The 19,934-nt window shown below is 72.0% G+C and carries 15 protein-coding genes and 1 pseudogene; 7 read left to right on the top strand and 9 right to left on the bottom strand.

Annotation, left to right across the window (positions count from 1 at the left end; translation table 11 throughout):
* Window positions 1-55 precede the first annotated feature (55 nt).
* The 4 genes and pseudogenes from AB0M26_RS18850 to AB0M26_RS18865 all read right to left on the bottom strand — a co-directional run bounded on the left by AB0M26_RS18850 (window position 56) and on the right by AB0M26_RS18865 (window position 4,075).
* Window positions 56-1,024 (bottom strand): complex I subunit 1 family protein, encoded by a 969-nt coding sequence (locus AB0M26_RS18850; RefSeq protein ID WP_365262198.1) that lies wholly within the window; start codon window positions 1,022-1,024, stop codon window positions 56-58.
* Window positions 1,021-2,544 (bottom strand): NADH-quinone oxidoreductase subunit C, encoded by a 1,524-nt coding sequence (locus tag AB0M26_RS18855; RefSeq protein ID WP_365262408.1) that lies wholly within the window; start codon window positions 2,542-2,544, stop codon window positions 1,021-1,023. The genes AB0M26_RS18850 and AB0M26_RS18855 overlap by 4 nt, the downstream gene beginning before the upstream one ends.
* Window positions 2,545-2,966: 422 nt before the next feature.
* Window positions 2,967-3,650 (bottom strand): annotated as a pseudogene (locus AB0M26_RS18860) (NADH-quinone oxidoreductase subunit B family protein); the annotation flags it as partial.
* On the bottom strand, window positions 3,641-4,075 hold the full coding sequence (locus AB0M26_RS18865) for an NADH-quinone oxidoreductase subunit A (RefSeq protein ID WP_365262201.1): 435 nt from the start codon (window positions 4,073-4,075) through the stop codon (window positions 3,641-3,643). The pseudogene AB0M26_RS18860 and the gene AB0M26_RS18865, both read right to left, overlap by 10 nt.
* A gap of 160 nt (window positions 4,076-4,235) precedes the next feature.
* On the opposite strand from AB0M26_RS18865, the gene AB0M26_RS18870 reads away from it, so the two are divergent.
* The 7 genes from AB0M26_RS18870 to AB0M26_RS18900 all read left to right on the top strand — a co-directional run bounded on the left by AB0M26_RS18870 (window position 4,236) and on the right by AB0M26_RS18900 (window position 14,201).
* Window positions 4,236-5,447: a sensor domain-containing protein gene (locus AB0M26_RS18870; RefSeq protein ID WP_365262204.1), complete on the top strand. Its 1,212-nt coding sequence runs from the start codon at window positions 4,236-4,238 to the stop codon at window positions 5,445-5,447.
* Window positions 5,448-5,714: 267 nt separating this feature from the next.
* Complete coding sequence (locus AB0M26_RS18875; RefSeq protein WP_365262207.1) at window positions 5,715-7,109, top strand: sensor domain-containing protein; 1,395 nt, start codon at window positions 5,715-5,717, stop codon at window positions 7,107-7,109.
* 154 nt (window positions 7,110-7,263) lie between these two features.
* Window positions 7,264-7,923, top strand: coding sequence for a response regulator transcription factor (locus AB0M26_RS18880; RefSeq protein WP_365262411.1), 660 nt, complete (start codon window positions 7,264-7,266; stop codon window positions 7,921-7,923).
* 246 nt (window positions 7,924-8,169) lie between these two features.
* Window positions 8,170-10,098, top strand: coding sequence for a 2-oxoacid:acceptor oxidoreductase subunit alpha (locus AB0M26_RS18885; protein WP_365262210.1), 1,929 nt, complete (start codon window positions 8,170-8,172; stop codon window positions 10,096-10,098).
* Window positions 10,091-11,155 (top strand): 2-oxoacid:ferredoxin oxidoreductase subunit beta, encoded by a 1,065-nt coding sequence (locus AB0M26_RS18890; RefSeq protein WP_365262213.1) that lies wholly within the window; start codon window positions 10,091-10,093, stop codon window positions 11,153-11,155. Before AB0M26_RS18885 ends, AB0M26_RS18890 begins: the two co-directional genes overlap by 8 nt.
* A gap of 344 nt (window positions 11,156-11,499) precedes the next feature.
* Window positions 11,500-12,522 carry an EamA family transporter RarD gene (gene rarD, locus AB0M26_RS18895; RefSeq protein ID WP_365262415.1) on the top strand — a complete coding sequence of 341 codons (1,023 nt, stop codon included), beginning with the start codon at window positions 11,500-11,502 and terminating at the stop codon, window positions 12,520-12,522.
* Window positions 12,523-12,815: 293 nt separating this feature from the next.
* On the top strand, window positions 12,816-14,201 hold the full coding sequence (locus AB0M26_RS18900) for a M28 family metallopeptidase (RefSeq protein WP_365262216.1): 1,386 nt from the start codon (window positions 12,816-12,818) through the stop codon (window positions 14,199-14,201).
* Between the two features lie 104 nt (window positions 14,202-14,305).
* On the opposite strand, the gene AB0M26_RS18905 is transcribed toward AB0M26_RS18900, so the two are convergent.
* The 5 genes from AB0M26_RS18905 to AB0M26_RS18925 all read right to left on the bottom strand — a co-directional run.
* Window positions 14,306-15,307, bottom strand: coding sequence for an ABC transporter permease (locus AB0M26_RS18905; RefSeq protein WP_365262219.1), 1,002 nt, complete (start codon window positions 15,305-15,307; stop codon window positions 14,306-14,308).
* The gene (locus AB0M26_RS18910; RefSeq protein ID WP_365262222.1) at window positions 15,294-16,295 is read right to left on the bottom strand and encodes an ABC transporter ATP-binding protein; all 1,002 of its coding nucleotides are present in this window, start codon (window positions 16,293-16,295) and stop codon (window positions 15,294-15,296) included. The genes AB0M26_RS18905 and AB0M26_RS18910 overlap by 14 nt, the downstream gene beginning before the upstream one ends.
* A 240-nt stretch (window positions 16,296-16,535) precedes the next feature.
* Complete coding sequence (locus AB0M26_RS18915) at window positions 16,536-17,822, bottom strand: DUF2092 domain-containing protein (RefSeq protein WP_365262224.1); 1,287 nt, start codon at window positions 17,820-17,822, stop codon at window positions 16,536-16,538.
* A 716-nt stretch (window positions 17,823-18,538) separates the two neighbouring features.
* Window positions 18,539-19,549, bottom strand: a complete 1,011-nt coding sequence (locus AB0M26_RS18920) for a polyprenyl synthetase family protein (protein ID WP_365262227.1) — start codon at window positions 19,547-19,549, stop codon at window positions 18,539-18,541.
* Window positions 19,550-19,634: 85 nt separating this feature from the next.
* On the bottom strand, window positions 19,635-19,934 hold a 300-nt coding region (locus AB0M26_RS18925), incomplete at its 5' end, for a hypothetical protein (protein WP_365262230.1).

Genomic DNA, 19,934 nt, shown 5'->3' on the forward strand with positions numbered 1-19,934 from the left:
CGGGACCGCCCCGAGGGCGTCGCTGCGGAGTGGAGGTCGTGTGACGGGCGGGCCATCAGGAGATCACCACCTTGACGATGCCGGTGAGCGCGATCTGCGCCAGCGCGAGCGGGATGAGGACGGTCCACGCGAGCTTCTGCAACTGGTCCTCGCGCAGTCGCGGATAGCTCACCCTCAGCCAGATGACACCGAAGGCGAGGAGCCCGGTCTTCAGCAGCGTCCAGAGCCAGCCGAGTCCGTCGGCCCCGGATGGCCCGTGCCAGCCACCGAGGAACAGGACGGTCGTCAGCGCGCAGAGGACGATGATGCCCGCGTACTCGGCGAGCAGGAAGAGCGCGAAGCGCAGGCCCGTGTATTCGGTGTACGCACCGAAGATGATCTCGGAGTCGGCGACCGGCATGTCGAACGGCGGGCGCTGCAACTCGGCCAGGCCCGCGGTGAAGAAGACCAGTCCGCCGACGAGCTGCCACGGGATCCACCACCACTGGAAGCCGTCGAGGATGCCGACCAGCGAAACGGTCCCTGCGGCCATGGCGACGGAGCCCGCGGTGAGCAGCATCGGCAGCTCGTACGCGAGGAGTTGCGCGGCGGTGCGCAGACCACCGAGCAGGGAGAACTTGTTCGCCGATGCCCAGCCCGCCATCAGCGAGCCCAGCACGCCGACGCCCATCACGGCGAGTACGAAGAAGATGCCCGCGTCGACGACCTGCCCGACGGCGCCCTCCCCCGGACCGATCGGGATGGCGACGATGACGAGGAGGTACGGGAGCAGCGCGACGGCGGGGGCGAGCTGGAAGATCCGCCGGTCGGCACCGGCGGGCACGACGTCCTCCTTCTGCGCGAACTTGACACCGTCCGCGACGAGTTGGGCCCAGCCGTGGAACCCACCCGCGTACATGGGACCGAGGCGACCCTGCATGTGGGCCATGACCTTGTGCTCGGTCTGCCCCACGATCAGCGGCAGGAGCAGGAAGGCGACGAAGACGGCGAGGAGTCGCCAGGAGACGTCGATGACGTCGCTCATGCGGATTCGCCTCCGTCGTCGTCGGTCCGGGGTGGAGTGCCGGCGTCGTCCTCGCGGGACTGAGGTGTGCCGGGCTCGGGGGTGGGGGGTGTGTCGGGCTCGTGGGTGGGGAGGGTGTCGGGCTCGCGGGCCGGGGGCGTGCCGGGCTCGCGGGCCGGGGGTTCCGCGTCGGCTGCGGCGCCGTCCGAGTCGGCGGGTCCGGAGGCTTCGTCCGGGGAGCCGGGCGTGCGGTCCGCGTCCGGGGCGGCTTCGTCGACCGCCGCGCCATCCGTTGCCCGCGGCTCGGCCGCCTCCGGCCCGGCGTCGTCGTCGAACGCCGGGCGGGCGTGGTGCCATGGGGCATCCGACGAACGCCGCCCCGCGACGGGCCGCTCAGCCGCGGGGGCAGCACCCCTCCCGTCTGGGGCACCCGAAGCACGCGCCTGCGGCTTCCCGGTCTCCGGCGTCACGGCCTTCGGCGCCTCCGGGGCCTCCGCGGCCTGCTCGCCCGCGGAGCCGGGCACACCCGTCGCGCCGGACGTATCAGCCGTAGGCGTCGTAGCCTCCGTGCCCGTTGGGCCCGGGGCCTTCGCCGCGTCGGGCTCGCCCATCGGCACCTGCGCCCCGGCCGGTTGTGGCTTCGCGGCGCCCTGATCCCGCTGACTCCGCTGGCTGACCGAACCCTGGCTCGCACTGCGCGTACGCCGAGCGGGCCGCTCCGGCACAGCCGCCTCAGGCGCCCCGGCCGCCTCGTTCGCCCCTGTGGCCTCGCCGGTTGCCCGCGGGCTCGCCGCGCCCGCGGTCCGCGCCCGGCGCGGCGGACGCTCGCCACCGGCGGCGCGCGCGCCTCGCGCGGGCCGTGCGGGCGCGGGCGGCAACTGGCCCTTGAGGGGCCCCCATTCGTTCGGGTCGGGCACGCCGGGGGGCAGCATCTGCCGCCGCTTCGGCCCTCCGTGCTCGGACTCCCCCGGTTCCTTGGCTCCCGGCCATGCCTTCGCCACCCGCGCCGCCAGGACGAAGTCCTTGCGCAGCGGGTGTCCTTCGAAGCCGTCGGGGAGCAACAGCGGTACGAGGTGGGGGTGTCCGGTGAAGTCCACGCCGAACATCTCGCGCGTCTCGCGCTCGTGCCAGGCCGCGCCCGCGTAGACCCCGGTCGCGGTGGGCAGCACGGGCGCCTCGTGCGACACGGTCGTGCGGACGAGCAGTCGGCGCGGTCCGGTGGAACGGGCGTGCGCGGAACCGGCGTCCGGGGCCGGGGCGTCGCCGCTGCCGGGCGCGCCTGCCGGGAGAGCGACGACGTGCGCCGAGACGCGGAAGCCCGCGCCGGGCTCGTCGACCGCGCTGAGCCAGTCGAAGTAGGTGCAGCCGAGGGTGTCCCGCGCGGTCTCCAGCGCGGACAGCCAGGCGGCGGGCGGGACATCGACCGTCAGCAGGTCATAGGCCTGCTCGGCCGTGGCCTCCTCGCCGAAGAGCTCGGCGGTGCGGCGCGGCAGCCAGCCCACCGGCGACTCGGCCGCGGCGGTCGGCTCCGCAGCGGACATCTCCGGGACGGGCGTCTGCGGGACGGGCGTCTCCGGGACGGGCGTGTGCGGGGCAGTGCCATCCGCGCCGGACGCCTCCGCAGTGGGCGCCCCTGCCACGGATTCTTCCGCCCCAGGAGTGGGCTCGTTCTCCGGCTCCCTCGGTGCCGTGGGCTCGCTCACCGGGCGTCTCCCTCCGGTGCGTCCGGCCCTTCCGGTGCGTCCGGCCGTTCCGGTGCGTCCGGTCGTCGGGGCATCAGCGGCAGCGCCTTGAACTCGATCGAGTGGGGCCCTTCCGGTGCGTCCGGCCCTTCCGGTGCGTCCGGCCCTTCCGCTGCGTCCAGCCCTTCCGCTGCGTCCAGCCCTTCCGCTGCGTCCGGCCTCTCGGGAGTGCCCCGTCCCTCCGGCGAGTTGGGCCCTTCCGCGACCGGGCGACCCGGAACCGCGGGCGGCGCCGGCGGCTGCACCAGCCCGCTGCGCAGCGCGGCCGTCGAGGCACGGCCGACCGCACCGCGTCCGGATCCCGTACCGTGTCCGGATCCCACACCGTGCCCGGAACCCGCAGCGTCTCCGGAACCCGCAGCGTTCTCCGAAGCCCCACCCGCGGTCCGCCCGTACCGCTCCCCCAGCGACTCGCGCGCGATCTTCTCCTGCAGCTTGAGGATGCCCTGCAGCAGGGCCTCCGGCCGCGGCGGGCAGCCGGGGACATAGACGTCGACGGGGATGATCTGGTCGACGCCCTTGGTCACGGCGTACGAATCCCAGTACGGGCCGCCGCAGTTCGAGCAGGCGCCGAAAGAGATAACGTACTTCGGCTCCGGCATCTGCTCGTACAGCCGCTTGACGGCCGGGGCCATCTTGTCCGTGACCGTACCGGAGACGATCATGAGGTCCGCTTGGCGCGGCCCCGGGGCGAACGGGATCACGCCGAGCCGGATGAAGTCGTGCCGCGCCATCGACGCGGCGATGAACTCGATCGCGCAGCACGCCAGCCCGAAGTTGAAGACCCACAGGCTGTAACGGCGGCCCCAGTTCAGGACCACCTTCATCGGCTCCGGGGCGAGACGGGAGAGCACACCGAGCCGGCGCGGCTCCGGGAGCAGCTCGGGGGCGGGTGTCACGTCCATGCCAGGACGCCCTTCTTCCAGGCGTAGAGCAGACCCACGGCGAGGAAGCCGAGGAAGACGAACATCTCCACCAGCGTCGTTCCGCCGTAGCCGGGGGCGGCGAAGATCGTGGCCCACGGGAACAGGAAGATCGAGTCCACCGCGAAGATCACATACAGGAACGCGTACACGTAGTAGCGGACCTGCGTGTGCGCCCAGCCCTCGCCGACGGGATCGACTCCGCACTCGTAGGTCAGCAGCTTCTCCGGCGTGGGCACGGCGGGCCGCAGCAGCCGCCCGGCCCCGAAGGCCACGGCCACGAACAGCACGCCGACGAGGGCGAGCAGGCCGACCACCGAGTAGCTCTCGTAGTAGCCCGCGGCATAGCCGGTCGCCACGTCCGTCACGTCCGCCCCTCGCTCCCTGACTGCCGGTGGGTTCTGCATTGTTCGACGATCTGTACGGACGGGAAGTCTAGGGCCTGCCACAGGCCGCGTGAGCAGCCGTCTCACGTCCCCGCCCCGGACAGCGGTGGGGTTGTCCCCACCCGTCTCCCACCTAATCACCCCATGGCGCCCACGGGGCGCTTCCCGGCAGGCTGACTCCATGACCGAGAGCTCCCCTTCCTCCCGCGGCGCCACGCCCTTCGCGGCGACGGCCGTCGCGGACGGCGGCGACCGGCCGGCACCCCCGGGCGCCGCCTTCGGCGGGCAGACGTGGCGGGAGGTGGCCCACCTCCTGACCAACCTGCCGATGGCGCTCGCGGGCTTCGTCTATGTGACGACGTGGCTGCTCACGGGCACGGCGCTCTCGGTGACCGTGATCGGCCTGCCACTGCTCGCGGCCGGCATGGCGGGGGCGCGGCTGCTCGGCCGCTGGGAACGCGCGCGGGCCCGGGTGCTGCTGCGCGTACGGGTCGAGGAACCGTCGCCGCTGCGCCTGCGCGCACGGGGCGGCTTCTTCACCTGGCTGTGGACGCACCTGCGGGATCCGGTCGGCTGGCGCACGGCGTTGTACGCGTTCATGCGGCTGCCGTGGGGCGTGGCGACCTTCGCGGTCGCGCTCGTCTCGCTTCTCGTGCTCTGGCCGGTGCTGCCGTGGATCGCGCGGGGGCTGACGAACGCCGACCGCGCGATGGTCCGCGGTCTGCTCTCCCCCTCGGACGAGCTGGAGCGGCGCATCGCGGAGCTGGAGTCGGACCGGGGGATCGTCGTCGACACCGCGGCCGCCGACCTCCGCCGTATCGAACGCGACCTGCACGACGGAGCACAGGCCCGCCTCGTCGCCATCGCCATGGACCTCGGCCTCGCCAAGGAAAAACTCCTCGACGACCCCGACACCGCCGCCCGCATGGTCGACGAAGCCCACGGAGAGGTGAAACTCGCCCTCCAGGAACTCCGCGACCTCGCCCGCGGCATCCACCCCGCCATCCTCACCGACCGCGGACTCGGCCCCGCCCTCTCCGCACTCGCCGCACGCTGCACCGTCCCCGTCACCGTCACAGTCGAACTCCCCACCCGCCCCGCACCCGCCATCGAAGGCATCGCCTACTTCACCGTCTCCGAACTCCTCCAGAACATCAGCAAACACAGCAAGGCCCGTTCCGCGTCCCTCGAACTGTGGCGGTCCGAGCAGCGCCTGCTTCTCCAGGTGCGGGACGACGGGTGCGGCGGGGCACGCCTGGACGGCGGCAGCGGACTCGCGGGACTGGCCGAGCGGCTGGGCGCGGTGGACGGGCTGTTCGTGCTCGACTCCCCCGTGGGTGGGCCGACGGCGGTGACGGCTGAGCTGCCCTGGCGCGACCGTACGGAGGGGTGACGGGCGCGCCAGGACGACCGGGGGTGGGGAAAGCCCCACCCCCAGGACACCGAACGGCTCCATGGTTCCGGCCGCCCCCGTACCCGCAATCTTGATCCAGCAGCTCCGGCACACCGGAACCTCCGGCGGAACCCCCGGCACGCCTCGCCCTCCGCCCGCCGACGCCCAGCACACCCGAACCCCCCAGCACACCCCGACCCCCGGCACTCCCTCCCTCTCCGCGACCGGCTCGTCCGGCCGCGCGCAGACAGAACGGATGGCGACACGATGCACACCGCATACGGGTACGGACCGCGGACCCGCCCGCACCGGACGCCCGCGGTACTGCGCGCCCCGGTCGAAGGCCGCACCTGGCGGGAGTTCCTCCACCTGCTGCTCAACCTGCCGGTCGCGACCTTGATGTTCGTGTATGCGGTGACGGCGACGAGCCTCGGCCTCGGACTGCTCATCACCTTCCTCGGCGTGCCGGTGCTGGCGGGCGCGCTGGGCGGCGCGCGCCGCTTCGGCACCCTGGAGCGGGCCAGGGCGCGCGCGCTGCTGCGTCTGGACGTTCCGGCGCCCGATCCCGTACGCCCGAAGCGCGGCGGGCCGATGCCGCTGATCGGCGCGGTGCTGAAGGACGGTGCGTCCTGGCGCCATCTGCTGTACTGCGTGCTGCACTTCCCGTGGGCGGTCTTCGCCTTCTGCGTCTCGCTCGTGCTGTGGGCGAACGCCTGGGGGCTCTTCCTCTATCCGCTCTGGCGATGGACGCTCCCCCACTACGGGCATCAGCCGGGCCTGCAGCTGTACGGGAGCGAGGACGGCCGCGACCGCTTCTACCTCGACTCCCCCTTCGAGGTCGCGGTCACCTCCGCCGCCGGCCTGTTGCTGGTCCTCGCCACGCCCTGGGTGATCCGCGGGTTCGCGCATGTGGACCGGACGATGCTCGCCGGGCTGCTCGGGCCGTCCCGGCTGGCCACACGGGTGACGGAGCTGGAGTCGGACCGGGGGATCGTCGTCGACACCGCGGCCGCCGACCTCCGCCGTATCGAACGCGACCTGCACGACGGAGCACAGGCCCGCCTCGTCGCCATCGCCATGGACCTCGGCCTCGCCAAGGAAAAACTCCTCGACGACCCCGACACCGCCGCCCGCATGGTCGACGAAGCCCACGGAGAGGTGAAACTCGCCCTCCAGGAACTCCGCGACCTCGCCCGCGGCATCCACCCCGCCATCCTCACCGACCGCGGACTCGGCCCCGCCCTCTCCGCACTCGCCGCACGCTGCACCGTCCCCGTCACCGTCACAGTCGAACTCCCCACCCGCCCCGCACCCGCCATCGAAGGCATCGCCTACTTCACCGTCTCCGAACTCCTCCAGAACATCAGCAAACACAGTGATGCGGCCGCCGCCTCCGTGGACGTCTGGCGGACGGAGAACCGGATCATGGTCCAGGTGACGGACAACGGCCTGGGCGGGGCCACCGCGTTCACCACTGGGGGCGCGGGAGACGGCGGCGGGGGCACCGGTCTCGCGGGACTCGCCGGACGTCTGGACGCGGTCGACGGCCTGCTCGTCGTGGACTCCCCTCCGGGCGCCGGCACCACGGTCACCGCCGAACTCCCCTGGCGCGAACAGCCTGCGCCCGCCCCGCGCCGCCTGGGACCGGAATCCGGATCCTGAGACACTGGGGCCCGCGATCGGGCGGCGTCCGGGACACCGGCAGTCCGGGCGCGCGCACCCACCTGGGACACCCACCCGGAACATCGCGAACCGATCGGGGGACTGCAGCGTGACGGATGCGCAGAGCGGCGCGCAGAACAGCGTGCGCGACACCGTGCGAGTGGTCATCGCCGAGGACTCGGTGCTGCTCCGCGAGGGGCTGACCCGGCTCCTCACCGACCGGGGCCACGAGGTGGTCGCCGGTGTCGGCGACGCCGAGGCACTGGTCGAGGCGATCGCCGACATGGACGGCCGGGGCGAGCTGCCGGACGTGGTCGTCGCCGACGTACGGATGCCGCCGACCCACACCGACGAGGGCGTCCGTGCGGCCGTACGGCTGCGCCGCGACCATCCGGGTCTGGGAGTGCTGGTCCTCTCCCAGTACGTGGAGGAGCAGTACGCGACGGAGCTGATCGCCGGGAGCAGCCGGGGCGTCGGCTATCTGCTCAAGGACCGGGTGGCCGAGGTGCGCGAATTCGTGGACGCGGTGGTGCGGGTGGCCCGGGGCGGTACGGCGCTCGACCCGGAGGTCGTCGCCCAGCTCCTGGGGCGCAGCCGCAAGCAGGACGTGCTGGCGGGGCTGACGCCGCGGGAGCGGGAGGTGCTGGGGCTGATGGCCGAGGGCCGGACGAACTCGGCGATCGCGAGGGCGCTGGTGGTGAGCGACGGTGCGGTGGAGAAGCACGTCAGCAACATCTTCATGAAGCTGGGCTTGTCGCAGAGTGACGGAGATCACCGCCGGGTGCTGGCCGTGCTGACGTATCTCAACTCCTGAAGCCGTTTCTGGCCGTTCGCTCGAGGCAGGGTCGTAGGCCCAAAGAATGAGCCTGGGGTCCGGGACGAGGCGGCGGCCTGCAAGCCGGGCACATTACGACATACCTGCCCAGAATGGCGTCTCGGACCCGGTTCCACGATGTGACACCTAGGGGGAAGGCCACCCTTACCCCCGTACAGTGGCCGAGGGAACACCGGTCGGTACGGCGTGAGACCCCAGCCGCCGCCTCGAAGGAGGGCCAGTTCAGTGACCAGCCAGGTCAGCACCCAGGCCGATGAGGCCGACGGGGCAGCCACCGGCGAGCAGCGTGCTCCCGGCACCAAGGAAGTCAGACGTCTCGACCGAGTGATCATCCGGTTCGCGGGTGACTCGGGCGACGGCATGCAGCTCACGGGTGACCGCTTCACCTCCGAGACGGCGTCCTTCGGGAACGACCTCTCCACGCTGCCGAACTTCCCCGCCGAGATCCGCGCCCCCGCCGGCACCCTGCCGGGCGTGTCCAGCTTCCAGCTGCACTTCGCGGACCACGACATCCTCACGCCGGGTGACGCGCCGAACGTGCTGGTCGCGATGAACCCGGCGGCACTGAAGGCGAACCTGGCGGACCTGCCGCGCGGCGCGGAGATCATCGTCAACACCGACGAGTTCACCAAGCGCGCGCTGGCCAAGGTCGGATTCGCGGCCAGCCCGCTGGAGGACGGCTCGCTGGAGGGCTACCACGTCCACCCGGTGCCGCTGACCACCCTGACGGTCGAGGCGCTGAAGGAGTACGAGCTGACTCGGAAGGAGGCCGAGCGCTCCAAGAACATGTTCGCGCTCGGCCTGCTGTCCTGGATGTACAACCGGCCGACCGAGGGCACGGAGTCCTTCCTACGCTCGAAGTTCGCGAAGAGACCGCGGCTGGCCGAGGCCAACGTGGCAGCGTTCCGGGCGGGTTGGAACTTCGGCGAGACCACCGAGGACTTCGCGGTCTCATACGAGGTGGCGCCGGCGGCCTCCGCGTTCCCCTCCGGTACGTACCGCAACATCTCGGGCAATCTGGCGCTGGCCTACGGACTGATCGCCGCTTCCCAGCAGGCCGACCTGCCGCTGTTCCTCGGCTCGTACCCGATCACCCCGGCCTCCGACATCCTGCACGAGCTGTCCCGGCACAAGAACTTCGGCGTGCGGACCTTCCAGGCCGAGGACGAGATCGCGGGCATCGGTGCCGCGCTCGGCGCGGCCTTCGGCGGTGCGCTCGGCGTGACGACGACCTCGGGGCCCGGGGTCGCGCTGAAGTCGGAGACGATCGGGCTCGCGGTGTCGCTCGAGCTGCCGCTACTGGTCATCGACATCCAGCGCGGCGGCCCGTCCACGGGTCTGCCGACCAAGACCGAGCAGGCCGACCTGCTGCAGGCGATGTACGGGCGCAACGGCGAGGCACCGGTTCCGGTGGTGGCCCCGGCGACCCCGGCGGACTGCTTCGACGCGGCGCTGGAGGCGGCCCGTATCGCGCTGACGTACCGCACCCCGGTTTTCCTGCTCTCCGACGGCTACCTGGCCAACGGCTCGGAGCCGTGGCGCATCCCGGGCATCGACGAACTCCCGGATCTGCGCGTGCAGTTCGCGACCGGCCCCAACCACACCACCGAGGACGGCGCCGAGGTCTTCCGGCCCTACAAGCGCGACCCGCACAGTCTCGCCCGCCCCTGGGCGATCCCCGGGACGCCGGGACTGGAACACCGCATCGGCGGCATCGAGAAGCAGGACGGCACGGGCAACATCTCGTACGACCCTGCCAACCACGACTTCATGGTCCGCACCCGCCAGGCCAAGGTCGACGGCATCGAGGTCCCGGACGTGGCCGTGGACGACCCGACCGGTGACGCCCCGCTGCTGGTGCTGGGCTGGGGTTCGACGTACGGACCGGTGACGGCGGGCGTGCGCCGCCTCCGCGCCGCCGGCGAGCGGGTCGCCCAGGCGCACCTGCGTCACCTCAACCCGTTCCCGCGGAATCTGGGCGAGGTGCTGGGGCGTTACGAGAAAGTGGTGGTGCCCGAGATGAACCTGGGGCAGCTCGCCACGTTGCTGCGGGCCCGATATCTGGTCGACGTCCGCTCGTACAACCAGGTGCGGGGGCTGCCGTTCAAGGCCGAAGAGCTCGCCAAGGCCCTTAAGGAGGCCATCGATGACTGAGGCGCTCTCGCTGGTACCGAAGGCCGAAGCCGAGCAGTCCATGAAGGACTTCAAGTCCGACCAGGAAGTGCGCTGGTGCCCCGGCTGTGGTGACTACGCGGTTCTCGCCGCCGTGCAGGGCTTCATGCCCGAACTCGGCCTGGCCAAGGAGAACATCGTCTTCGTCTCCGGCATCGGCTGCTCCTCCCGCTTCCCGTACTACATGAACACCTACGGGATGCACTCCATCCACGGCCGCGCCCCCGCCATCGCTACCGGGCTCGCCGCCTCGCGCCGCGACCTGTCGGTCTGGGTGGTCACCGGCGACGGCGACGCCCTCTCCATCGGCGGCAACCACCTGATCCACGCCCTGCGGCGCAACGTCAACCTCAAGATCCTGCTGTTCAACAACCGGATCTACGGCCTGACGAAGGGCCAGTACAGCCCCACCTCCGAGGTCGGGAAGATCACGAAGTCGACGCCGATGGGTTCGCTCGACGCGCCCTTCAACCCCGTCTCGCTGGCGGTCGGCGCCGAGGCGAGCTTTGTGGCCCGTACGGTCGACTCGGACCGCAAGCACCTGACAGAGGTGCTGCGCCAGGCCGCCGACCACCCGGGCACGGCACTGGTGGAGATCTACCAGAACTGCAACATCTTCAACGACGGCGCCTTCGAGGTCCTCAAGGACAAGGAACAGGCGCAGGAGGCGGTGATCCGGCTGGAGCACGGGCGGCCGATCCGCTTCGGCAACCCCGCCGAGGACGGCCTCGGATCCAAGGGTGTCGTCCGCGACCCGGCGACCGGCGACCTCCGCATCATCGACGTGACGCCCGAGTCGGCGGCCGGTGTTCTGGTGCACGACGCGCACGCGGAGAGCCCGACCACGGCGTTCGCGCTGTCCCGGCTCGCCGACCCGGACACCCTGCACCACACGCCCATCGGCGTTCTGCGCAGTGTCCGCCGCCCGGTCTACGACACGCTCATGGCGGACCAGTTGGAGCAGGCGGTCGAGCAGGGCGGCAAGGGTGACCTGGCCGCGCTGATGCGCGGAAACGACACCTGGACCGTCACGGCCTGACTCAGGCGGCCCGCGGCGCCGCCCGCGGCAGACTGCACCCCGCGCGGCCCGCACCCGAAGTGACTGGGGGCGGGCCGCGTTCGTGCGTCGCGCCCAGACCGTCGCCCGCCCCATCCGTTCGCCCGGGAGACCTCGGCCGGGCGTGGCCGCCCCGGGACATCGCAACCGGCCCGCCCGCGAGGCCACCGGCCTGGCATGCAGCCCGCATGCCGCCCGCGAGCCTGTCATGACCGTATGGCGATACGGGCATGACAGGAGCACCGGTGCGGCGCTACCTTCGTGGTGTTGCCCCGCCGCACCCGGGAGTGCCCTTGACGCCGAAGCCGCAGACGCCGCAGCCACCGCTGGAGAGCGATGCGGCACCGACGAAGAACGACCAGCGCACCGGCCTGCTCTGCGGTGTCGCCGCATACGGCCTCTGGGGCCTCGTGCCGCTGTTCTGGCCCCTGCTCAAGCCCGCCTCGGCCGTCGAGATCCTGGCGCACCGCATGGTGTGGTCCCTGGCCGCGGTCGGGCTCATCCTGCTCGCGCTGCGGCGCTGGGCGTGGTTGTCCGAACTGGCGCGCCAACCCAAGCGGCTCGCGCTGGTCGCAGTCGCGGCGACCGTCATCTCAGTCAACTGGGGCTTCTACATCTGGGGCGTGAACTCCGGGCGCGTGGTCGAGACCTCGCTCGGCTACTTCATCAACCCCCTGGTCACCATCCTCTTCGGCGTCGTGCTGCTCAAGGAGCGGATGCGACCGGCCCAATGGGCCGCGGTGGGCATCGGTGCGGTCGCCGTCGTCGTGCTGACCGCCGGCTACGGACGGCTGCCGTGGATCGCGCTCGTCCTTGCCTTCTCCTTCGCGACGTACGGCCTGGTGAAGAAGAAGATCGGGCTGGGCGGCATGGAGTCCCTGGCCGCGGAGACCGCCGTGCAGTTCCTGCCCGCGCTGGGCTTCCTGCTGTTCCTCTCCTCGCGCGGCACCTCGACCTTCGCCGCGGAGGGCGTCCCGCACGCCCTGCTGCTGGCGTGCTGCGGCCTGGTCACCGCGGTGCCGCTGGTGTGCTTCGGGGCGGCCGCGATCCGTATCCCGCTGAGCACGATCGGCCTGCTGCAATACCTCGCCCCGGTGCTCCAGTTCCTGCTCGGACTGGTCTGGTTCCACGAGAGGATGCCCGCGGAGCGGTGGGCCGGCTTCGGGCTCGTCTGGCTCGCGCTCACGATGCTGACCTGGGATGCGCTGCGCGCGGCGCGCCGCGGCCGCGCCGCCCTGCGGGCCCTGGCGGACCGGGACGCTCTGCGGCAGGCCGAGACGATGGGAAGTCCGGCCGCTCGGGGGGAGAGCGGCGCGGAGGCCGACCCCGGACCCGTCACCTCGACGTAGCGCGGTTACGACGCCCCCGAGTCGGCCCCAGCCCTCCGACTCGCCCCGGACGCCCGTACGTCATGCGGCCGGGGGCTCGTACGACCGACGACCTCAGCCAGACCCGGAAAAACCGATATCCGGCGGGTCATGTCCGAAATCTGCCCTTGACGGAGCGTCAGCCGCGCCCGAGCATCATGCTCGCGTCAAAGAATCGTTTTCGCTCCAGAGCCCTGCGGTCGCCCAACCCGCAGGGCGACCCGTTCGTTCCGTCCTGATCTTCATCGGACCTCCCGGAATCCGGAGCCCCCACCATGTCATCACGCACCCCCCGCATAGCCGAACCCCGGCCCACCCGAAGATCGTTGCTCCGCCGCAGGGCGTCCGCCGCGGCTCTCGCGGCAGGCGCTGTCGCCGGGCTCGTCGTCACCGCACCCGGCGCGACCGCCTCGGCGTCCGCCCCCTCGGCGGCCCGGGGATTCTCGGCGTCTCCCGTCGCCGCGCCCGACATTTCCGTCGCGAACGTCAAGGCACACCTCGGCGAGCTGCAGTCGATCGCCTCCGCCAACGGCGGGAACCGCGCCCACGGCCGTCCCGGCTACAAGGCGTCCGTCGACTACGTGAAGGCCAAGCTGGACGCGGCCGGATTCACCACCACCGTCCAGCAGTTCACCTCCAGCGGTTCCACCGGATACAACCTCATCGCCGACTGGCCGGGCGGCGACCCCGACCAGGTGCTCTTCGCCGGGGCCCACCTCGACTCCGTCTCCTCGGGGCCCGGTATCAACGACAACGGGTCCGGCTCCGCCGCCGTCCTGGAGACCGCGCTCACCGTGGCCCGCGAGAACCTGAAGCCCGCAAAGCATCTGCGGTTCGGCTGGTGGGGCGCCGAGGAGCTGGGTCTGGTCGGCTCCCGCTACTACGTGAACAACCTGCCCTCCCCCGATCGCTCCAAGATCTCCGGCTACCTCAACTTCGACATGATCGGCTCACCGAACCCGGGCTACTTCGTCTACGACGACGACCCGCAGATCGAGTCGGTCTTCAAGGACTTCTTCGCGAGCAAGGGCATTCCGACCGAGATCGAGACCGAGGGCGACGGCCGCTCCGACCACGCCTCGTTCAAGAACGCAGGCATCCCCGTCGGCGGCCTCTTCACCGGTGCGAGCCGCGCCAAGTCCTCGGCCCAGGCGCAGAAGTGGGGCGGCACGGCAGGCCAGGCGTTCGACCGCTGCTACCACTCCTCCTGCGACACGACGTCGAACATCAACGACACCGCGCTCGACCGCAACAGCGACGCCATCGCCCACGCGATCTGGACCCTCTCGGCGGGCCAGACCGACCCCGACCCCGGAACGGTCTTCGAGAACACCACTGACGTCGCCATCCCCGACAACGGCAGCGCGGTCAGCTCCACCGTCGCCGTCACCGGCCGTACGGGCAACGCCCCCGCGACCCTCAAGGTCGGCGTCGACATCAAGCACACCTGGCGCGGTGACCTGGTGGTCGATCTCCTCGCGCCGGACGGCACGGCGTACCGGATGAAGAACTCCAGCGGCTTCGACTCGGCGGACAACGTCATCGCCACCTACACGGTCAATGCCTCCAGCGAGGTCGCGAACGGCACGTGGAAGCTGCGCGTGCAGGACGTGGCCGCGCAGGACACGGGTTACATCGACAGCTGGAAGCTGACGTTCTGACCCGCTGACCGGCCCCTCGAGCGCCACCCCCCACCGATGCGAAGGCCCCGCGTCCGCTGCGGCGCGGGGCCTTCGCCCTGCCGTCGAAGCGCTGTCCGCGACGCTCAAGCAGTGATGTCGCGCGCAGTGAACCGGGCCCAGGCCAGTGAGCCGAACACCGCGACGTACAGGCCCTGCAGCTCCAGATTGCTCACCAGCTTCTCCCAGTAGACCGGTTCGCGGAGCAGGTCCGCGAAGCTCATCCAGTAATGCGGGAAGAGATACGGGTGAACGGCGTGCAACTGCGGGATGGAGTCGAGGATCTGCACGGTGATCAGCAGGCCGACGGTCGTCGCCATCGCCGCGATCCCGCTGTTGGTGAGGGTGGACACGAACAGACCGAGCGCCGCGATCCCGGTCAGCGACGCGGCCACGGCGGCCGCGACCGCCAGAGCCCGCAGGAGTCCCTCCGTGAAGGAGACCGTGACGCCGGAGATGAGCGTGAGGTCGCCGAGCGGGAAGAACAATGCGGCGGTGGCCAGGGCCGAACCGGCCACGACGAGGGTCGCCACGAGACAGAAGGCCAGCACCGCCCCGTACTTGGAGAGCAGCAGACGGGTCCTGCCCGCGGGCGCGACCAGCAGATAGCGCAGTGTCCCCGCGCTCGCCTCGCCCGCGATCGAGTCGCCCGCGACCACGCCCACCCCCATCGGCAGAAAGACGGGCAGGGTCGCGGCGAGCGCGGCGAAGACCAGGAAAAGGCCGTTGCCGGTGATCTGGGTGAGGAAGGCCGGGCCGCCGCCGTCCCCGCCCGCCCGGCCCCCGTCGCGCGTCTCGATCCGCACCGCGACGCCGATGAGGACGGGCACGGCGGCGAGCACGGCGAGCAGCGCGAGCGTGCGCCAGCGCCGGAACGTGGTCCGCAGTTCGCTGCGGAGCAGACCGAGCGACCGCGGCAGGCCGCGCCGTACCTCGCCCTGCACGGGGATACGGGCTTCGGCGGGGGTACGGACTTCGGCCCGGTCGCGGGCCCGGGCACCGGCCCCGTCCACCGTCCGCGCCTGCGCGGCCCGTGCCTGGGCCGTCCGTGCGTCGGCGGTCCCCATGGCGTCCTCAGCCCGCGACATCGAAGCCCTCCCCGGTCAGAGCGACGAACGCGTCCTCCAGCGAGGCCCGTTCGGCACCGAAGCCGCGTACGCGCACATCGGCCCGGACGAGCGCGGCGTTGAGATCCGCGAGGTCCGGCACCTCGCTCTGCGGCAGGTCGCCGGTGACCCGGCCCCCGGCCACGGCGATCCCGGTCACGCCGTGCGCGCCCAGCACCCGTGCGGCGACGGTCGTATCCGGTGTGGTCACCACCAGCCTGCCGCGCGCCCCCGCGGACAGATCGGCGACCGAGCCCTGTTGGAGGAGGCGGCCGCGTGCCATGACGGCAGCGTGCGTGCACACCTGCTCGATCTCGTCGAGGAGATGGGAGGAGAGGAAGACCGTCGTGCCGTCGGACGCCAGCTCCCGCACCAGGGACCGGATCTCCCGCATGCCCTGCGGGTCGAGGCCGTTGGTCGGCTCGTCGAGGACGAGCAGCCGGCGCGGCCGGAGCAGAGCGGCGGCCAGCCCCAGCCGCTGCTTCATACCGAGCGAGTACGCGCGCGCCTTCTTGCGCGCTGCAGTTGCGAGGCCCACACGGTCGAGTGCGGCGGCGACACGGGCGGAACGGGTGCGCGGATCTGCGGTGGGGTCGGCGGAGTCGAGGCGTACGAGGTTGTCCCGGCCGGAGAGGAAGCCGTACAGCGCCGGGCCCTCGATGAGCGCGCCGACCTCGGGGAGCACGTCGCGCTCGAAGCGGGGCATGGGGCGGCCGAGGACGCGGGCCGATCCGGAGGTGGGGGCGATCAGTCCCATGAGCATGCGGATCGTGGTGGTCTTGCCCGAGCCGTTGGGACCGAGGAAGCCGAAGACGCTGCCGCGCGGCACCACGAGGTCGAGGGCGTGGACGGCGAGTTGCCCACCGCGGTAGCGCTTCGTGAGACCTCGCGTGGTGATGGCCTCCTCGCCTTCCTCGCCCTCCGCGCCCGCAGGGAGGCCCGTACGGGCGGTCGCGGCTCCTCGCCTCATGGGCCCGCCGGGCCCTGCCCGTTCACCGAGCAATCGCTCCATCGCTCTCCCCGTCGTCAAGCACTGCCGAGGACGACCCGGGCCGCCCGCACCCATCCTGCCCCCGTGGTGGTCGCGAAAGGCCTCCGCGCCACGCGGACCGGGGGGCGGGACACGGCCGCGCCCCACCGCGGGGGGAAGCGGTGGGGCGCGTGTCGGAGTGGCGAGCCGGGTCCTTGGACAACTCCCGCCGGGCCCGCGCTAGTACGACTCGTTGGCCGCCTTCACCAGCGCCGACTTGTCGACGGCGCCGACGTAGACCGCGCCGTCGTCCGTCACCAGGGCGTTGATCAGGCGGGTGCTGAAGACCGTGCCCGAGCCGAACTTGCCGCTGACCTTGTCACCGAAGGCGTCCATGAACGACCGCGCCTCGGAGCCCTCCCGGCCCTTGCCGGACCTGGGTGCCGAGCCGCGGTCCGGGTCCTTGACCCGGACGACGGTCGCCCAGCCCTCGCCCGAGCCGCCGAGTCCGGGCAGTTGGGGCAGGCCGCCACGGGGCGCCGAGGGTTCGACCGGCACGCCCACTCCGCGCTCGGCCGCCCCACCGGGCTCGTCCTTCTGCTCGGTGACCTCGGTGCCCTTGGGCGGGGTGAACTCGAAGGTCTTCGCGTCCGGCTCGGAGAAGTCGACCGACGTGAAGCCCGCGTAGACCACCGGGTCGCCGCCGGCCTTCGGCGAGAGCGTGAACTGCAACGGCACACCGTTCTTCGCGTCCACGGCGATACGGGCCTCACCGACCGTGGACTCCGGCTGCCTCGGCTCGATCCGGAGCTGGTAGGCGTCGCGCCCGGCCACCTTCGCCGTGCCGTCGACCGTCACGGACGTGGTCTCGTCCGCCGCCTGCAGCACCTCCTTCGCGAGCTGCTGCGGCGTCGCGTCCACCGCATCGCCGTGCGGCGGACGGTGCGCGCGGTCGCCGTTCTTCCCGTCCGTCCCGACGCCCTCCGGCTCCTTCGCGTGGTACGCGGAGTTGCTCGCGGAGTCGTACGCCCACACCTCGCTGCCGTTGTGGACGAGGCTGTACTCGGCGGCGTCGTCGATGATCGAGACCCGCTGCTTCTCGGGCCCGTCGACGGCGATCCTCAACGTGTGGGAGCCGGACAGAAGTTGCGCCAGCTTCGACTGCGGATCCGCGGCCCCGCCCTTGCCGCCGCCCTTGCCGTCCTCTCCGCCGCCGAAGAAGCCGGAGCCGCCTCCGGAGCCCGCGCCCGGAAGCGACGGAAGCCCGAGGTCGGTCTTTACCTTGACGGTGCCGGACATGTGCTGGGCGTCTGCGGCTGCGACCTTGGCGATCAGGTCCTCGGCCGAGATCTCCGGAAGGTCGGGGTCACCGGACCCGGCGAACGCCGGCACGAGTCCGATCGTGGCCGCCGCGATTCCCGCCACGGCGACCGGGACCGCGTAGCGGGCTGCTCTGCGGCTCGGCGGCACTGCAGCGTCGTCGACGTCCCATGCGTCGTTGGTCTGCGTCGGTCGCTTACCTGACATCTGCCCTACCTCCGTGGTCGGCGGCGGTCGTTGCGTCGAGCCCGGGCACGTCGCGCATATTGTCACCCTAGTCCGCCGGGCTGGTGCTACTAATCCCACCAAACCGGCCACGCCGAGGCGTCAGCCGACGGGATCAACTCCGCATACGCCTGGGGGATGAGACGCACCGTCCGCCCGGCGGAGGGCCTACCGCAGAAGGCGGAGCATCCCCTAGGGGGTGGAGCCCCGCCGCACGTGGCGAGCGGGCACCGGCAGCGGGAAGCGGGCGCGGGGGGAATGCAAGGGCCGGACGCGCTGCGCCTGTGGGGCCGGTGGGGAGCAAGCGATATGACGGCGCGTCAACGGCAAGCTCTCGGAGCCCGGGCCGCCGAGACGCGGCCTTCGCCGGCCCCGATCCTGCAGGGCCGGTCCGAACTGCAGGGCCGGATCCGAACTGCAGGGCCGGTTCCGAAGCGCAGGGCCGGTCCGAACTGCAGGGGCCGGTTCCGAACCCGCGGGGCCTGTCCGAACCCGCGGGTCCTTCCGAATTGCAGGGCTGGTTCCGAAGCGCAGGGCCGGTCCGAACTGCAGGGCCGGATCCGAACTGCAGGGCCGGTTCCGAAGCGCAGGGCCGGTTCCGAAGCGCAGGGCCGGTTCCGAAGCGCAGGGGCCGGTTCCGAAGCGCAGGGGCCGGTTCCGAAGCGCAGGGGCCGGTTCCGAACCCGCGGGGCCGGCCCTCAGCCCGCGCGGTGCACCACCGCGTCGCACAGCTCTTCCAGCGCCGCCCGCGCCGGGCCCACCGGCAGCGACGCCAGTACCGCGCGCGCCTCCTCCGCGTACCGGACGGTGTCCCTGCGCGCCTGTTCGAGCGCCGGGTGGATCCGCAGCCTGCGGAGCGCCTCCGTATGCAAGGCGTCGTCCGTGAGGTCGCCGTCGAGCAGCGCGCACAGCTCCTGGTCGGCGGGGTCGCCCGAGGTGGCCGCCCGCGCCCGCAGGTGCAGCACCGGCAGCGTCGGAATGCCCTCGCGCAGGTCCGTGCCCGGCGTCTTGCCGGACTCGTGGCTGTCGCTCGCGATGTCGAGCACGTCGTCGGCGAGCTGGAAGGCGATGCCGAGCCGCTCCCCGTACTGGGTCAGGACGTCGACGACGCGCTCGTCGGCGCCCGACATCATCGCGCCGAAGCGTCCGGAGACCGCCACGAGCGAGCCGGTCTTGCCCGCGAGGACGTCGAGGTAGTGGTCCACCGGGTCACGGCCGTTCCGCGGCCCGGCCGTCTCCAGGATCTGGCCGGTGACCAGCCGCTCGAAGGCCTCGGCCTGGATGCGGACGGCCTCGGGGCCGAGGTCGGCGAGGATGTGCGAGGCACGGGCGAAGAGGAAGTCGCCGGTCAGCACCGCGACGGAGTTGTCCCAGTTCGCATTCGCGCTGGGCACCCCGCGCCGTACGTCGGCCTCGTCCATGACGTCGTCGTGGTAGAGCGTCGCCAGATGCGTCAGCTCGACGACCACGGCGGACGGGACGACGCCCGGGGCGTGACTGTCGCCGAACTGCGCCGCCAGCATCACCAGCAGCGGCCGGAAACGCTTGCCCCCGGCCCTCACCAGATGCTGCGCGGCCTCGGTGATGAAGGGCACGCCGCTCTTGGTGGCCTCCAGCAGGCCCTCCTCGACAGCCGCCAACCCGGCCTGGACACCGGCTTCCAGAGCCTGGTCCCGCACGCTCAGCCCGAACGGCCCGACGACGGTCACGAGGGGTTCTCCTGTCTGCAAACGACCTACACGGAATGTCGATCTGTCGCTGTCACCACTGGCAGCGTATCCGGTCGCCTGTGGATCACAGCGGGCGGCCGCCCGTCCGACCGGCCCGGCCGCCGGAAGACCACCGCGACGACCGGTGGCGCCGGGACGCCGGCAGTGTGCGCTCGGCCAGACGGCGCAGCGCGTGCGCGGGGCGCGAGGGCGGTCCCGTGCCGGACCCCGGGTCGCCCGACAGCGGCACGGGGACCCCGGAGCAGGAGCGGGAGCGGGAGTCCGAGCGGGAGCGGGAGCCAGAGCGGAAGCCCGAGCCGGAGCGGAAGCCGAGCGAGACCCGGAGCCCGAGCCGGACCCCGAGCCCGAGCGAGACCCCGAGCCC

Source organism: Streptomyces sp. NPDC051776, assembly GCF_040681345.1.
GTDB lineage: Bacteria > Actinomycetota > Actinomycetes > Streptomycetales > Streptomycetaceae > Streptomyces.

Coding starts and splice junctions, on each gene's coding strand:
- AB0M26_RS18850 (WP_365262198.1), bottom strand. CDS start 1,024: ATGAGCGACGTCATCGACGTCTCCTGGCGACTCCTCGCCGTCTTCGTC.
- AB0M26_RS18855 (WP_365262408.1), bottom strand. CDS start 2,544: ATGTCCGCTGCGGAGCCGACCGCCGCGGCCGAGTCGCCGGTGGGCTGG.
- AB0M26_RS18865 (WP_365262201.1), bottom strand. CDS start 4,075: ATGCAGAACCCACCGGCAGTCAGGGAGCGAGGGGCGGACGTGACGGAC.
- AB0M26_RS18870 (WP_365262204.1), top strand. CDS start 4,236: ATGACCGAGAGCTCCCCTTCCTCCCGCGGCGCCACGCCCTTCGCGGCG.
- AB0M26_RS18875 (WP_365262207.1), top strand. CDS start 5,715: ATGCACACCGCATACGGGTACGGACCGCGGACCCGCCCGCACCGGACG.
- AB0M26_RS18890 (WP_365262213.1), top strand. CDS start 10,091: ATGACTGAGGCGCTCTCGCTGGTACCGAAGGCCGAAGCCGAGCAGTCC.
- AB0M26_RS18900 (WP_365262216.1), top strand. CDS start 12,816: ATGTCATCACGCACCCCCCGCATAGCCGAACCCCGGCCCACCCGAAGA.
- AB0M26_RS18905 (WP_365262219.1), bottom strand. CDS start 15,307: ATGTCGCGGGCTGAGGACGCCATGGGGACCGCCGACGCACGGACGGCC.
- AB0M26_RS18910 (WP_365262222.1), bottom strand. CDS start 16,295: ATGAGGCGAGGAGCCGCGACCGCCCGTACGGGCCTCCCTGCGGGCGCG.
- AB0M26_RS18915 (WP_365262224.1), bottom strand. CDS start 17,822: ATGTCAGGTAAGCGACCGACGCAGACCAACGACGCATGGGACGTCGAC.